Annotated in this window: 16 protein-coding genes and 1 pseudogene; 3 read left to right on the top strand and 14 right to left on the bottom strand. The window is 34.5% G+C overall.

All coding sequences use genetic code 11. The features are described 5' to 3' along the window. Positions 1–14: 14 nt before the first annotated feature. The 10 genes from vgrG to NU08_RS16800 all read right to left on the bottom strand — a co-directional run bounded on the left by vgrG (position 15) and on the right by NU08_RS16800 (position 9,334). Positions 15–1,814, bottom strand: a complete 1,800-nt coding sequence (gene vgrG / locus NU08_RS16840) for a type VI secretion system tip protein VgrG (protein ID WP_129748277.1) — start codon at positions 1,812–1,814, stop codon at positions 15–17. Beyond that, positions 1,814–2,488 carry a hypothetical protein gene (locus tag NU08_RS16835; protein WP_129748276.1) on the bottom strand — a complete coding sequence of 225 codons (675 nt, stop codon included), beginning with the start codon at positions 2,486–2,488 and terminating at the stop codon, positions 1,814–1,816. The genes vgrG and NU08_RS16835 overlap by 1 nt, the downstream gene beginning before the upstream one ends. 99 nt (positions 2,489–2,587) lie before the next feature. Further along, a complete protein-coding gene (locus NU08_RS22375) occupies positions 2,588–2,758 on the bottom strand; it encodes a DUF5908 family protein (RefSeq protein ID WP_165352473.1) in 171 nt (56 codons plus the stop codon). 6 nt (positions 2,759–2,764) lie between these two features. Then, positions 2,765–3,235 carry a phage tail protein gene (locus NU08_RS16830; protein ID WP_129748275.1) on the bottom strand — a complete coding sequence of 157 codons (471 nt, stop codon included), beginning with the start codon at positions 3,233–3,235 and terminating at the stop codon, positions 2,765–2,767. Beyond that, entirely contained in the window at positions 3,222–3,692 is a 471-nt protein-coding gene (locus NU08_RS16825) for a phage tail protein (protein WP_008469163.1), read from the bottom strand. The genes NU08_RS16830 and NU08_RS16825 overlap by 14 nt, the downstream gene beginning before the upstream one ends. Positions 3,693–3,741: 49 nt before the next feature. Beyond that, positions 3,742–5,319 (bottom strand): phage tail sheath family protein, encoded by a 1,578-nt coding sequence (locus tag NU08_RS16820; protein ID WP_129748274.1) that lies wholly within the window; start codon positions 5,317–5,319, stop codon positions 3,742–3,744. A 36-nt stretch (positions 5,320–5,355) separates the two neighbouring features. Then, complete coding sequence (locus tag NU08_RS16815) at positions 5,356–6,042, bottom strand: hypothetical protein (RefSeq protein ID WP_129748273.1); 687 nt, start codon at positions 6,040–6,042, stop codon at positions 5,356–5,358. A 131-nt stretch (positions 6,043–6,173) separates the two neighbouring features. Further along, a complete protein-coding gene (locus NU08_RS16810; protein ID WP_129748272.1) occupies positions 6,174–6,743 on the bottom strand; it encodes a Pvc16 family protein in 570 nt (189 codons plus the stop codon). Between the two features lie 359 nt (positions 6,744–7,102). Next, positions 7,103–7,963: a helix-turn-helix transcriptional regulator gene (locus tag NU08_RS16805; protein WP_129748271.1), complete on the bottom strand. Its 861-nt coding sequence runs from the start codon at positions 7,961–7,963 to the stop codon at positions 7,103–7,105. A 393-nt stretch (positions 7,964–8,356) separates the two neighbouring features. Beyond that, positions 8,357–9,334: a GlxA family transcriptional regulator gene (locus NU08_RS16800; RefSeq protein ID WP_129748270.1), complete on the bottom strand. Its 978-nt coding sequence runs from the start codon at positions 9,332–9,334 to the stop codon at positions 8,357–8,359. Positions 9,335–9,473: 139 nt separating this feature from the next. Between NU08_RS16800 and NU08_RS16795 the strand changes: the two genes are divergently transcribed. Both NU08_RS16795 and NU08_RS16790 read left to right on the top strand, forming a co-directional pair. Continuing rightward, positions 9,474–9,785 carry an EthD family reductase gene (locus NU08_RS16795; protein ID WP_129748269.1) on the top strand — a complete coding sequence of 104 codons (312 nt, stop codon included), beginning with the start codon at positions 9,474–9,476 and terminating at the stop codon, positions 9,783–9,785. Positions 9,786–10,036: 251 nt separating this feature from the next. Further along, positions 10,037–10,279 (top strand): hypothetical protein, encoded by a 243-nt coding sequence (locus tag NU08_RS16790; RefSeq protein ID WP_129748268.1) that lies wholly within the window; start codon positions 10,037–10,039, stop codon positions 10,277–10,279. A 9-nt stretch (positions 10,280–10,288) separates the two neighbouring features. Here the strand turns inward: NU08_RS16790 and NU08_RS16785 are convergent, their stop codons facing one another. The 4 genes and pseudogenes from NU08_RS16785 to bioB all read right to left on the bottom strand — a co-directional run bounded on the left by NU08_RS16785 (position 10,289) and on the right by bioB (position 13,050). Then, on the bottom strand, positions 10,289–10,792 hold the full coding sequence (locus tag NU08_RS16785) for a DNA-deoxyinosine glycosylase (RefSeq protein ID WP_129748267.1): 504 nt from the start codon (positions 10,790–10,792) through the stop codon (positions 10,289–10,291). Positions 10,793–10,890: 98 nt separating this feature from the next. Next, on the bottom strand, positions 10,891–11,607 hold the full coding sequence (locus NU08_RS16780; protein ID WP_129748266.1) for a hypothetical protein: 717 nt from the start codon (positions 11,605–11,607) through the stop codon (positions 10,891–10,893). Positions 11,608–11,794: 187 nt separating this feature from the next. Continuing rightward, positions 11,795–12,029: pseudogene (locus tag NU08_RS16775) on the bottom strand (XRE family transcriptional regulator); the annotation flags it as partial. Between the two features lie 31 nt (positions 12,030–12,060). Further along, on the bottom strand, positions 12,061–13,050 hold the full coding sequence (bioB, locus tag NU08_RS16770; protein WP_129748265.1) for a biotin synthase BioB: 990 nt from the start codon (positions 13,048–13,050) through the stop codon (positions 12,061–12,063). A 198-nt stretch (positions 13,051–13,248) separates the two neighbouring features. Between bioB and NU08_RS16765 the strand changes: the two genes are divergently transcribed. Then, the gene (locus NU08_RS16765; RefSeq protein ID WP_165352472.1) at positions 13,249–14,022 is read left to right on the top strand and encodes an SDR family oxidoreductase; all 774 of its coding nucleotides are present in this window, start codon (positions 13,249–13,251) and stop codon (positions 14,020–14,022) included. Positions 14,023–14,026: the final 4 nt, after the last annotated feature.

Below are 14,026 nucleotides of genomic sequence, written 5' to 3'. Positions count from 1 at the left end.
CTAATAACTCATAATTAGTTAATCATTACCATCGCGCCTTTCAATGTCAATTGCATTCCTCCTGAGACTTGTGCCATTTGTCCGCCTTGAGCGCTGTATTGCATATCTGCATTCTCTTTGATGTTGAGGCCTTTTATAGCAACATCTCCGCCACTTGACTGTATGTTGACACCTTGATTTCCTTTGATGGTAACATTTTGATTTGCCGAAATGTTGATGTTTTTCTGGCTTGATAAATCAATTCCACTGTTAGACATTACGATACTGTTATTGTTTTCGTCCTGAATGGTGATTTTCTTGTCTTTATCACTAATGATGATTGTGTTTTTATTCGGTGTGGCAACAGTCCATACTTTATTCTCATCATCAAACTGCACCGATATTCCTGATTTGGAAACAATGGCTTTTATTGAGTTTTTCTGATTCGGATCTAAACCTGTAAAAGGTTTTATGCTTGTACTGCTGTAGACGCTTCCGAGAATTATAGGATAACGAGGATCTTCATTTATAAAACCCAGAATGACTTCGTCTCCAACTTCGGGCATAAAGAAAGCACCAGCTCCACTTGTCGAATAAAAATTGGTAAGCCTTGCCCAGATTCCTTGGCCTTTTGGGTCCAACAACGGAACATCGACTAAAACTCTATATTGAGAATCGGGATCTTCATACATCTGTTTTACGGTTGCGTTAAAGAGACCTTTTGCGCCAGGAACTAGACCAGAAGCGGGTGGTGCCATAACATCTGGCTCTTCAGTAAACCAAAAAGGAGAAAGTCCAAGCGAAACTTCAGAGACCCAGTTTCCTTGCGACAAATCGTGTACAACTCCTGCAATTAAGTAATCGCCATTAAAGCGATCTCCAAGACCGGCGAAGGTCATATATTTTCCGGGATCAACTAAATTTGTGCCTTGAAATTTGGCTTCTCCCATTATTTTAGAATATTCACTTTTAATAATCTGTGCTTTCGACCAATTGGTTAAATCTGCGTTTTCTAGTGGGGCAGAAGTCTGCAGTTGATAGGTAGAAAGTCCGACAACTTCTGATAGTTTTTTTGTGGTTAAATTTCCAGTTCCTGAAACATTTGGCGCTGCATTACCCGTTACAACGGCTTGCGTTTTAAAATCCCAGCTATTTGCAGCTACATTTCCTAACTGCGTAACGGCATTTAGTTTGGCATTAAATTCAAGCAAAGTATCACCATACGTTACGGTAAGTACCGATGTAGTAGTTTTATCAGGAGGAAATACAGAAATTTTTCCGTTTAAAGTCGTTACGATTAGTCCATTTGCCTCGGCAAGAGATAAAAGATAGTCCCAATCTGTAACGTAAAATTGTACTTGTTCTGGCCAAGTTGTGCTAGTAGCAGTAACATCTGCACTTAATCCCGAATAGTTTCCTATAAGAGACGTCATAATATCACTGTCTTTTTGTTTTGAGTAAGTAAGGCTTTTTCGACCAACAATCATTTTTATGGCGTTGTCACGGCATTCAACTTCAAGAGCCGATCCTACAAGATTATCAATACGGATGGTCTGGCTCATGATTACACCAGAAAAAATAACTGCGTTGTTATTATCATATCCAGCTTCAATGCTGATTGATGCTCCTGGAACAAAAGTAGCGGAAGAACTGGCGTCAAATTTACCAGTATTGGGTTCTCCGTCTAGAATGGTAACTTTTGCCGAAGCAATTCGGTTTACTTTTTTTTCTATATGAACAGAAAGCACACTTAGTTCATCGGCTATTGGAGAACCGTTGACTTTTACGACAAATGTTGCGATTCCGCCACTTTTTATTTCGGTTGAGGCACTCATTAATTAGAAGGGTTTATAGGTGGAAAAATTAATTTGTCGATACCATTTAGGTTTCTGAATTTGTTAAGTTTATTATACTCTGCAACCTGTATGTAGTACGAATCATCGTTCCATACTTTCTGGCACAGCTGTGGCAATGACATTCCTTCGGAAACACTTACAATGTGGGTAAGATCTGGAGATTCTGGAGCATCAGTTCTAGTTACTGTTTTTGGAGAAATGTAACGGCTAAATGACAGCGATATCTTAGCTCTCAGCGGACTTCCGTCTGGTTTAAACAGAGTGTAAGAAATGTCAATAGAATCGAGAACTCCGTTAAACGTGATGTTCTGTCCCCATTGTACTTTTACAAAATTCGGACGGTGTATTTTTCCGTTGTAAGTGTAAATAATCGTTTCTAAAGCTGTTATTTCTTTGGCCATATCAGTACGTTTGGCATCTATGATTCCGGTACAGTCTATTACCATTTCAAAGCTCAGTTTATCGCTTGGAGTGCTTTTATATTTTTGAGAAGCAGAACTTGTTGCTGGAGCCTGCTGTTCGTTATATTCGATGCTTTTTTGTATTTTGATATTATCAGGATTAATCATGAAAGCATACGGATTTCCGGAGAATTTGTTTTGAAATTCTTCGTCTGTATATCCCGTAATTTTCATTAATTCTAAACTTGCCATTGGGTTATTATTTTAAGTTTAAATTTTTTTAAAGCCTGTTAAATGTTTCTCTCGCAGATTTCGCTGATCATGCAGATTTTTTAATCTTTTGATTTTGCTTTAACGTTTATAACTATTCTCCTGATTTTTCTCTGCAATTAATCTTTTACATTCTTCCAGCAGCTGTTTTCTCAAAATGGAAAATTCTCTTTCTTTGGTCAGAGCCGAATTTTTTGCATTCGTTGTTACGATTTCCGTTTTGATAATGAGTTCTCTTATTTCGATGGGCATAATGGTCTACGTAAAAAGTTTATTAAAGTTGGTATCCTTAGAAATGTCAAAATAGGTGTAAGCCAGTTCAATAGATTCTATCGCAATATTGCTTTCCTGAGAGTTTAAGTCAGAAACAGAATATTTTACCGGATAAGCGTTGTTAAAAGTCCATTGCATGCATACTACACCAGAGGCATTGAGCAATTTTAAGATCACATTTTTGGGCTGTATTGGGTTTGATAATCCTTGATCGATGCAGTTGGCGCACCAATTGACCAATTGAGATCCTGCAGGCACCATAGCTCTTTTAAGCACTAAGTTTTGACTGCTAGAAATGGTTGGGAGGCGATATTTAAATCTATTTTCGCCTCCGCAAACAATTTCTTCTACGCTTAGTTCTTTAGAAATTCCAGATACCTCTTTGAAAGCCGCATCTACACCCGCAAAAGAGAGTGTAAAATAAAAACTTACAGGATAATCATTACTTACCGCCATTTTTAATGATCAGCTGTTCGTGTGCAATTTCTATAGTGTCTACTGCAACCTCGTTACCGTCAGATTTTAAATCGGTGCTGGTAATTTTGGTTGGCCAAGCATTGTTTAAAGTCCATTGCATGGTTACACCACCTTTTTCGTCCAATAACTTTATCAGAACCGTTCTTCTTTTTATCGTGTTCATTACGACTTGCTGGTGCCAATCCCAAAAAGTGTTATCGTTTACAAAAATTCCGCGTTTCATGGTTACGTTGCCGTATTTGGTAATGCCAGGCATTTTTTCTACAGAAAAAAGAGGACTGTTACTTTTGCGATATTCTATAATTTGATTTTCGACATCCATTCCTGTAACTTCCTGAAAAGCTACTTTTGTCAATTCTGTTCCAAGATCTACTTCGAATCTAAACTTTGGCATGGGCCATGTTGCGCCTTGTACGCTTCCGTCATCTGTTGCCATATTATTTTATTTTAAATTAAAAATTTGCTTAATTAAGAGTATTATTTGATTAACTAGAAGTTGCCATTTGCTGTTGAAATGTCAGAACGATAAATTCGGCAGGATGAACAACAGCAACTTTTACAGTTACATTCATGAAACCATTTAGTATATCATCTGCAGTCATTGTCGAACCTAATCCGCAGGCTACAGAAAAGGCTTCAGAAGCGCTCGCTCCCTGTAAACCTCCTTGTTTCCAAATAGAACTAAGAAAACTGCTGATCATAGAAATTACAGCTTCCCAAGTGTTTTTATCATTAGGCTGAAATACATATGCCTGAGCCGCGAGTTTGCAAGATTGCTCTAGGAAAATCATGGTTCTTCTCACAGGAATATATCTCCAATCCTGACTATTCCCGTCTAGTGTTCTTGATCCCCAGATTAAAATGCCTAAACCGTTAAATGTTCTAATCGCATTTATCGATTTACCAGAAACAGCATCAACGTTTAAATTGGCTTGCTGGCTTTCAGAAAGAGAAATTGGCAATGATGATACGCCCACAAAAGAAGTATTTGCAGGAGCTTCCCACGGACCAACAGCGTTATCAACAGTAGTAATAACTCCTGCCATAGCTCCACTTGGAGGAAGAATATTAGCATCGGCCAAAATATGTTTAATCATGAGAGAGTAAGTCTGGCTAGCAATAAGCAATGCATTGTGATTTTGCGTAACAGTCAAAGTGCTTGACGGGCTTTGGATATTGGCAATAATCGATGCAGCGGCTGGGTTAGGAGCGCTTGGTGGATTAAGAACTGCTTCAAGCTGTTTCAAATCTCCGCCAAATAAATTTGTATAATCAATATCAGAAGTCTGCATTATCGTAGTTCCTATGAAAGGATAATAAGCCATTCCATAGTTTAACCCAACAGAACCTGTATTCATTCTGAAATTGGAAATATCATCCGTATATAAAATAGGATCTGGAGCATCACCGCCAATAATGTCAAACAAGCACATTGCAGTCTGCATTTGTGTAGCCTGTAAAAGCATAGATTGCATTAGAGTTCCATTATTTTCTACGCTTAACAAAGTAGCTTCTGGGCAAATGTACATGGTTGGCTCTTGTTCATTCAGCAATAAAGAAAGACCTTTTGTTAAATCATTCAGCTGTACATTTGGATTTACAACTGGAATGCCTGGAGTTCCTGCTTTTTGTGACGGAGGGCCATAAGAACCAACAGAAACAATATAAGCATCTCCACCGCCATTTTCATAAAAAAGCCTTACGCTATTGTATAAATAATAAACCGTGTTAGGATCTGGAACAATTGAATAATACGTTCCTGCAATTAGCATGTAGTCTCCCTTTAGGGGCTGACTCTTTTCTGCTACCAGATAGTATTCAGGGCTGTATTGTTTTGACGGACTTGCGGGAGCAGGTGGATCCGGCAAACAGAAAAAAGCCTGAAAATCAGCAAAAGATGTGATTTTTACTGGCACATTCGTATACGATTTTCCTTCGTATGCGGCCTGTGGTGTGTACCCTATAAATGCTGGTATAGCCGTAGCAACTCCAACAACAGAATTGGGAAAAGCATTTAATTCTTGAATGTAAACACCAGGAGTTTGAATGGTAGATAAATTCATTGATTTTAGTTTTTAATGTTCATTTTTAATAGTTTTTTATAGATAGATATACATTGGTGATGCGACTTGATTTTGGTCGCTATTCTCGATAATTCCGACTCGGGAGACATCTGGACACGGAAGTCCTTTTATAATTACTTTGGGCTTTATATTGTTTTGATTTGCAGATGATGAACTGCTTACCAAATCAAATTTATATTTTGGCTTTTCGCTAAGTGTGATATAGGTTTTATTGGAAGTAAACAATAATGCCGATTCTCCGGTTTGGATTGTTACATTTTGCGGTCCGTCAAATTGTATGTTTTCCTTTTCTGTAATCGAAAGATTATTAAGCTGTACAGCATTTTTATTGATAAAATAATATTGCCATTGTGTTGCCCTTGCGATAAAGTTTATTTCAAAAAGAGGAGAATGGGCTGTTAGTATATCTTCGAAATAAATTTTTAAATGTCCAAAATGAGAAGAAACTGGTTTGTTTTCTAATGTTTGGTTTAAAATTATTTTACCATTATTTTTTAAGTTTTTAGGATCCTGACTGGAATACGTAACAGCTCCAATCCAATTGATTGGCAATGTGGTAAAGAGAATAAAGTTTGGATTGCTGCATTTGATATCAAACTCAAAATAATTTTGCTGCGTTGTCGTAGAAATATAATTTAATAAGTCTGATAGCGAAGATTTTGTATTAGAATATAAATCAAATCCGTTGGAGACAATATTCATTTTAAATCCGAATTTTTTTAATGTTTTGTCAGTCTTATGATTGGGAATAAAGTGGAGACAATTGCATTTTCCGTTATCAAAAAAAGTATGATAAGCCGCAATGCTAAAGATTTGTATGTAATTGCTCTGTATCATTTGACGATATTATTACTGGTATTTTTTACAGACGGTATAATTTCCATAATTTCGTGCGCCTGTGCTTTTATCAGTTTCATTTTATAAATAATCGAAGGCTGATATTTCGCTGCCATCGCTGTCCATAAACTGTGCATCTGATGGTAAGAGATCTTTTCGTATTCAAATTCTAACCTGCTCAAACCATCTGGAATAGAAGAGGAGGACGATGCATCGATATAATTATTAATCTGAAAGAAGACAATTATGGCATCCAGAAATTTTAAAGATTCGGTATAATCTTCAAAATTACTGCTGATTAGCAAGTCTATATTGTATCTTTCTGTCGGATTGAAATTGGAATAGTTGCCGCTTTCTAACTTCTGATTTCTGATATAAAAAGGCTGATTGGTTTCTTTTTCAATATTGATAAGAGATAAAACCACTTTGTTCTGATTTGCTTTTGGCAAAGTCCCGCTTGGTTCAATGAGATAATTCAAGACGGTTTTGTCTTCGGTCAAACCAAAACGGTTTTTTAAAAACTGTCCCAGTAATTTATTCGTAAATTGAAGTGCCTGGTTGATCATCGCATTTAACTCTTAGAATTAATGAAGTGCCATAACTATTAAGTTAGCTATTGGTTCTTGTAAAAGTAGCTGAGAATTAGATTTGTAGGGAAAATTGGCAATGTACTTTTTGTAGACAAAACCATAAGCGATTATCTATTTTTTGTAGACAAAATGTAGACAAAGTTTTTTTTGTCTATACTTTGTTGCAGATTGCAGTTTAAAGCCATAAAATTCCGTTCTGCACGTACAGAAATATTTTGAGAATAAGTATAGATTTAAAGAAATGAAAAAAATAAAAATTGAAAGCGCGAAGCTATTTTTGTAATGCTGAGGTATAAGAAAAGCATACAAATATTAGAAAAAATGAAGGAAGAATTTTAAGAAACTGTTCTTAGGTATGAAATGATATCATCTTCTTTTTTAAGCGTTAATTTCTTTTTAAGACGATATTTATGAGTGCGAACGCTATCTTGATTTATGCCAAGCAGATTGGTAATATCATTGTTGCTCATATTCATTTTAATATAGCAGCAATATTTTAAATCCCTAGAACTTAAAGAAGGATGTTTTTTGGCAAGAGCAAGAAGAAAATTAGGATTTGACTGTTCAAAATAGATTTTAAAATCATCCCAAAGTTTATTGTCATTTGCAACGGTTTTGATAGAATTTACAATAGACATTAATTCAATTCTCGTCGCATCGTCAACATTGGGGTAGAGGTAAGAAATGCGTTCTTTTATCTTTAAGAGAACTTCAACCTTTTGATCAAGTTCCATTACATAATGGCTTAATTTGTCGGAATCGTTTTTCTGAATTGCTGCTTCTGCAAACGACGTGGCAGGTGTGTTTTGTGATTCTGTTTTTTTTAAAAGAAAAATAGAGCGTATTCTATAAATTAAAAAATCGGTATTCTGAATCTGATTAAACGGATAAGTGAAAACGATACTTTGTTTAGACCAGCATAAGGATTCGCATTCATAATTTTGAGTCAGATATAGAATTGGAAGATCCCTTTTGTCAGAACTGAAATTGGTGTCATTTAAAACAAGTTTGTTTTGTTTAAAACCCAAAATTATCAAATCAGGATTTAAAGAGTTTATCGTATTCTTTAAATCAACTCCTCTCGAAACTGTGACCGTAGAAAAAGCATAATCAGAGACTATAGATATTGCATTCAATATCACAGTCAATATAGTGATATCGTCACATCCAATTACTATAGATTTTTTTTCGAGCATCTTTGGGGTGTTTGTTGCTTCTTATGTAATATTAATTTTTAATACGACATACGAAATGAAAAATAAATAATAATATTTTCTTGCCATAAAGCCGATTTAATATCCAATAGAGTTTAACTAATAGTTTTTAATACAAAAAGTCATTTCTCTACTAAACATTAAAATGGTTTTATAACTTGATTTAAATTCAATTAAAATATTTGGATTAAATAGCGGCTTGTAAAAAGGAGTGTAAATTTATTTAATCTATAGGAATATTACTATGAGTAGTATTACGTGTTTTTGCATTTTCTGTGTTAATTAACATTTTTTTAATCAAATAGAAAGACTTTCAAGAAGACCAGATTATATTTTGGACTAATTGATTTAGAAAGAGAAGTTTATGATAGAAAATTAGGCAGCGCCTTTGTGGTATTTCTTTTTGTATTCCATGGGCGGAAGTCCGGTAATTTTTTTAAATGCGTCTCGAAAGGCTTTTACATCAGAATAGCCAACTTCGTACATAACTTCATTTACCGTTTTGCGGTCTGTTTCAAAAGCTTTTTTTGCCGCTTCAATTTTTACTCTTTGAAGGTATTCGCTTGGAGTATTTCCAGTTGCCTTAATAAATCTTCGATCAAAATTCCTTCTGCTCACATTAAATTTATTAGAAATATCGCTCATAGATAATTTTTCTCCCAAATTTTGCTCTATATAAGATTGCGCAAGAAGCACCATCTCATCTTCATGTTTCTTCTGACCAGAAAAAATAATAAATTGAGATTGTGTACTTCGGTTCATTTCAATCTGAAACACCTTTGCACAATAAACTGCCGTAGCTCTGCCGTAGTATTTTTCGATTAAGTAAATCATTAGATTTAGAAAAGAATAAGCGCCGCCATTGGTATAAATTCCATTTTCATCTGTAATTAATTCGTCAATTTGCAGGTTTATTTTAGGAAACATCTTGCTGAAATTTTCTTTGACAGACCAATGAGTAGAACAGGTTTTTCCGTCTAGAAGTCCCGATGCGGCAAGCATAAACGCGCCTGTACAAATAGTGGCAATTTCGGCACCTTTTGTATATTGTTTTCGAAGCCATTGCACCAATTCTTCATTATGTTCAAGGGCAAGATTATAATTATGGTTTAATGAAGGAATAATGATAAGATCGGTTTTATTGACCTGAGAAATATGAAGATGAGGTTTTACAGTAAATATTCCCTGATTGAACTCTACTTCTTCAGAAATTCCAGCAAGCTGAATATGAAACAGTTCTTTTTGGCCATTTGCTCTATAAAAACCATTTGCTTTTGTAAAGATTTCATAAGCGCCCGATATGCTAGAAAGATTATTATCTCCTTCAGGAACTATTATAGTAAGCTGTTTCATTTTCTTTTTTATATAAAGGTACTAAAAGTTGCTGTCCAAATACACCATTAAGAATGTCTATTTTTCATATTAAACAGTTCAAGATTTGCCCTTAAATTTACTTTATGCAATTGTCTAACATTCTAAACAAATCCATATCATGGCAAAAATGACTGTAATTTACAAAACGCCAAAAGACATCAGTTCTTTCGAAAAACATTATTATGAAGTGCATATTCCATTAGCCAAAAAACTTCCAGGATTAATAAAATATGAAGTAAGCAATGGTTCAGTTCGGTCAACAACGGGACATTCGGATGTATATCTGGTAGCCAATTTATATTTCGATTCTTTAGAAACGATGATGGAATCTTTTAAGTCAGATATCGGACAGCAATGCGCCGCTGACCGCAGGATTTTAGCCAGTGATGATGAGGTGCAGATTTATATCTATGATGTGAAAAATACCTGATTTTTCATTGTTTCATTTTAACGGTTCAAGGTTCATTTTACTATTTCTGGTTTCAGATTATAATCTGAAACCATTTCCAAAGGTTCAAAAAGAAAGATTAACATTTTTCATTTTAATTTTAAGTATTCTTTCAATGCAAGTTGTTCTATGTGTGGAATTAAGGATTGATTGAAAACAGACGATGCTTAAAATTGAGTATTGTAATATGAACTTTTAAGGTAGAATACAGTATTAATTTAAATACAAAACCTATGGCCGCCATTCCCGACGAATTGTACAATGTTAAGTTTGCAGCGTATTTTGATTCAATGAAAGAATTGTATATACTCGATCAAAAATTTAAAGTAATATGTGATGCTTATTGTGCAAGTACAGCTAAAACTGAACTTTATAAAGATAGAAGCGAGAAAAACTATCGTCGTAAGATGAAGTATGAAAATCTGTCAAGGGAATTAGAAGAAGAAATTCTTTTCTACATTATGCGTAATAGGTAATTGTTGCTATTAATCTTCATATTTTGGAAACCTTATTTTTGATACGGCTTTCCATTGTTCCATTTTTTCAGCTGTAGTTAATCCTGCATTTAGCCCGCTAGTGGAGGGTAGGGTTGTATAAGTAATTCCATCTTGCGGTACAGTATGTTTGTGAAAGTATTTTGCGGCGGCTTTGCTTTCAAAAAAGACATATTTTATGTTAGGGAACTGTTTGTGCAGATTCTCAAAATCGTTAATAATTTCTTCTGTTATTGTAGCATCGCTGCTTCCTTCTCTTTTACAGCTTTTAAGGACATTCCAAAGTCCAATATTGTATTTTTTGACCAGCGCTTTACGATCTTCATAAGAAGTACTGAATTCTTCCTCAAAAACAGCAAACAAAATTTTCCAGAAAAGATTGCCTTTGTTCGCATAGTATTGTTGCTTCGCAATAGATTGTTCGCCAGCCATTGTGCCCATAATTAGTATAATTGTGGAATTATCGATTAAGGGTTGAAGGGCGTTTTTTAGCATTGGTTTTTTGTGTTTTCTATAGATGAAGATGAGGTGGTGTAAAGAAAGATACATTTACACAGCGCTAGTGAGTTGACTGTTTTGAGGAGTAGGAGATACTAAATAATAATTAAAGTATCTGGCATTAAGTTCAATCTTTTATCTAATATTTTTTTTATTTCTGGTGTGGATTCTAAGCTATAAATTCTATCGAACTTTTTCGGACTTCCATCTTGATATATAGCCATCCCCACATAAAAAATCTCATTAGAATGATAAATAGTTATTTTTTGTACAAGCATTTTATTTCGTGTAAATAACTTTGCATAAAAGTTTCCTTCACGAACATCAGTTATAAAAATCCCTCCTTTTATACTATGAGGAGTCATTGTGGCTACAGCGTCACGAAATATAAGAGAATTAGTAAAATCTGATTGACTAATACGATCATCTTTTCCCGCGATTTTAATTATTTTGGGTTTTAATTTATCAAAATTATATACTTCAACTTTAGTATCATATATTGGTAATTCAAAGTTATTAGCTAATTGAAAAGACATTTGATTTATATTATTTGCTTTAGATACCGCAATTATATCTAACTGAGGATATGCATCACCGCCAGAAATATAACTTTCAATGAATTTAATTTTTTCCTTTAATGTACTATCAAGTTCGTGGATTTTCTTTTCTTGTTTCTCGATAATTTCTTTTTTATCATCTTCAGCACCTTGCGCTTGCTTAATTGAAAGGACAATTGCAGCAATTCCTCCAAGGAAAATAAAGAAGTATGACACATTTGTAATTGTAATAAAATCCATATATTTTCTAATCATATTAATTATTTACATTTTTATCAAAATACGTTTTAGACTTCAATTGTTTCACTTCGACAAACATACATGTTTAATCTTATAAAAATAAATTTTGCTGTGATTAGTGACTTTTACAATCACTTAAAAACATAAAAAAAGAGACTTAAAAAAGTCTCTCTTATATATCGACCAATATTTTGTATAAATCTTATTTACCGATTAATTTCTCAAGCCTAGCCATCATTTCATCTTTCTCTTTCAGCATACGCTCATACAAAGCGATTTTCTCTTTTTGTAGTTTTTTTAATTTTTCTAATGGATTGATGTGGAATACAGGTTTAGCATTCCCGATGTAAGCATCTTTTTTCATATTAAAAGTATTCTAAATAATATTCACAGCCTTCTTCATCAAAATTCTGAAAAGCTTCAACAGGAATTTTAATATAGCTTTTTGTCTGATATTATAGTTGCTTTTTAGATTACTGAACAACTACCTTTACTTTCTTTAACCAAAGGCTTAAGCCCAAGATTCTGAAACATTTGCATATCTTCAGACAATCCAGGATTTGGCGTTACCAATAACGTTTCGCGTTCTCCCGTAAAAATAGAATTGGCTCCTGCCATAAAGCACCAAGCTTGTTCTTCTTCGGTCATTTCGATGCGTCCGGCACTTAAACGGACAATAGAGGCTGGCATAACAATACGCGCTGTGGCAATCATTCTTACCATATCCCAAAGAGGCACTTTCGGGTTGTTTTCTAAAGGCGTTCCTTTTACTCTCGCCAAAGCATTTACAGGAACAGATTCTGGATGAACGGGCATGGTAGCTAAAGTTAAAAGCATAGAAATTCTATCGCCGTCAGATTCTCCAAGACCAATGATTCCGCCCGAGCAAACCGTGATTCCTGCTTTTCTCACGTTGTTAATCGTATCCAAACGCTGATCAAATTTACGCGTGCTGATTATTTCATCATAATAACTTTCAGAAGTGTCCAAATTATGGTTATACGCATACAGACCCGCTTCTTGAAGACGTACAGCTTGTTCTTCGGTAAGCATTCCGAGCGTGCAGCAAACTTCCAGTCCAAGATCGTTTACACCTTTTACCATTTCAATAACACGGTCAAAATCTTTGTTATCACGAACTTCGCGCCAAGCGGCTGCCATACAAAAACGAGAAGAACCGCCATCTTTTGCTTTTCGCGCATGTTCTAATACTTTTTCTGTCGGAAGTAGTGCTTGAACTTTAATATCGGTATGGTAACGTGCTGCTTGTCCGCAGTAAGAACAGTCTTCTGGACAGCCGCCTGTTTTTATAGAAAGTAATGTGCTAACCTGTATTTCTGAAGGTTTATGAAACTCTCTATGTACGGTAGCAGCCTGATAAACCAATTCTAACAAAGGCTGATCGTAGATTGCTTGAATTTCTTCTTTTTTCCAGTCGTGTCTTATTTGCGTGCTCATTTTATTTGATATGCTTTAATGATTTTTATTCAAAAGTATCGTTTTGCTGTATCATCAAAATGTACCACTTTTTATATTTTAGGTAGACCGGTTAATAATGGCAGATTTGTTCTTCTTCAAAACCAAAATAATGATACCGAAACATTTTTGAGAAATAAAAGTTTTTTTTCTAATATAGTATCTTCAAATACTAAGCAGATGAATAAGATATTAGTTACGGGTGGAAACGGACATTTAGGAAAATATGTTGTTAGAGCATTAATAGAAAAAGGTTTCCAAACAGCAGTATTAACAACTCAAGCAAATTGTGAAGTTCGAAATGATGTGCAGTTTTTTACTGGAGATTTGGCTCAAAATCTTGGATTAAAAGAAGCTGCAAAAGGAGTAGAGGTCATTATTCATTGTGCAAGCAATCCGAAGAATTCTCAGCAGACAGATATAAATGGCACTAAGAATTTGCTTGATGCAGCAGATAAAAATACAATAAAACACTTTATTTATATTTCTATAGTTGGAATTCACAAAAGCGATTATCCTTATTATCAAGCAAAATTAGAAGTAGAAAATGCCATTGCAAAAAGCAGTATCCCTTTTACCATTCTTAGAACCACTCAATTTCATGATTTTGTTTTTAATATCATTAAGGGATTAGATCAAAATGCCGAAAGCAATTCCATAACAATTCCTTCGAAAATGAGGTTTCAATCTGTAGCTGTACATGAAGTTGCCGAGTTATTGGCTTCTCTTGCATTAGAATCTCCAAAAGGTTTAATGGAAGATTTCGGAGGTCCAGAAGTGCTTCATTTTGAAGAAATGGCCAAGACTTATTTCCAAGTCATTCAGAATACTAAAAAATTAAAATTAAAAGAGCCAGAAGATATACGCCACAAGTTATTTACTACGGGAATAAATCTGTGTCCAGATAATAATTTGGGAAAACAAACTTGGTATGAATATGTAATCAAAAGATAATAAA

The sequence above is a fragment of the Flavobacterium anhuiense genome (genome assembly GCF_004151235.1).
Classification (GTDB): Bacteria; Bacteroidota; Bacteroidia; order Flavobacteriales; family Flavobacteriaceae; genus Flavobacterium; species Flavobacterium anhuiense_A.
The sequence above is the reverse complement of the archived record's forward strand: the minus strand, read 5'-3'. Positions and strand labels throughout refer to the sequence as shown.

What these genes read in the sequence shown, in the direction of transcription:
- vgrG (WP_129748277.1), bottom strand. Translation starts at nt 1,814, where the DNA reads ATGAGTGCCTCAACCGAAATAAAAAGTGGCGGAATCGCAACATTTGTC.
- NU08_RS16835 (WP_129748276.1), bottom strand. Translation starts at nt 2,488, where the DNA reads ATGGCAAGTTTAGAATTAATGAAAATTACGGGATATACAGACGAAGAA.
- NU08_RS22375 (WP_165352473.1), bottom strand. Translation starts at nt 2,758, where the DNA reads ATGCCCATCGAAATAAGAGAACTCATTATCAAAACGGAAATCGTAACA.
- NU08_RS16830 (WP_129748275.1), bottom strand. Translation starts at nt 3,235, where the DNA reads ATGGCGGTAAGTAATGATTATCCTGTAAGTTTTTATTTTACACTCTCT.
- NU08_RS16825 (WP_008469163.1), bottom strand. Translation starts at nt 3,692, where the DNA reads ATGGCAACAGATGACGGAAGCGTACAAGGCGCAACATGGCCCATGCCA.
- NU08_RS16820 (WP_129748274.1), bottom strand. Translation starts at nt 5,319, where the DNA reads ATGAATTTATCTACCATTCAAACTCCTGGTGTTTACATTCAAGAATTA.
- NU08_RS16815 (WP_129748273.1), bottom strand. Translation starts at nt 6,042, where the DNA reads ATGAATATTGTCTCCAACGGATTTGATTTATATTCTAATACAAAATCT.
- NU08_RS16810 (WP_129748272.1), bottom strand. Translation starts at nt 6,743, where the DNA reads ATGATCAACCAGGCACTTCAATTTACGAATAAATTACTGGGACAGTTT.
- NU08_RS16805 (WP_129748271.1), bottom strand. Translation starts at nt 7,963, where the DNA reads ATGCTCGAAAAAAAATCTATAGTAATTGGATGTGACGATATCACTATA.
- NU08_RS16800 (WP_129748270.1), bottom strand. Translation starts at nt 9,334, where the DNA reads ATGAAACAGCTTACTATAATAGTTCCTGAAGGAGATAATAATCTTTCT.
- NU08_RS16795 (WP_129748269.1), top strand. Translation starts at nt 9,474, where the DNA reads ATGGCAAAAATGACTGTAATTTACAAAACGCCAAAAGACATCAGTTCT.
- NU08_RS16790 (WP_129748268.1), top strand. Translation starts at nt 10,037, where the DNA reads ATGGCCGCCATTCCCGACGAATTGTACAATGTTAAGTTTGCAGCGTAT.
- NU08_RS16785 (WP_129748267.1), bottom strand. Translation starts at nt 10,792, where the DNA reads ATGCTAAAAAACGCCCTTCAACCCTTAATCGATAATTCCACAATTATA.
- NU08_RS16780 (WP_129748266.1), bottom strand. Translation starts at nt 11,607, where the DNA reads ATGATTAGAAAATATATGGATTTTATTACAATTACAAATGTGTCATAC.
- bioB (WP_129748265.1), bottom strand. Translation starts at nt 13,050, where the DNA reads ATGAGCACGCAAATAAGACACGACTGGAAAAAAGAAGAAATTCAAGCA.
- NU08_RS16765 (WP_165352472.1), top strand. Translation starts at nt 13,249, where the DNA reads ATGAATAAGATATTAGTTACGGGTGGAAACGGACATTTAGGAAAATAT.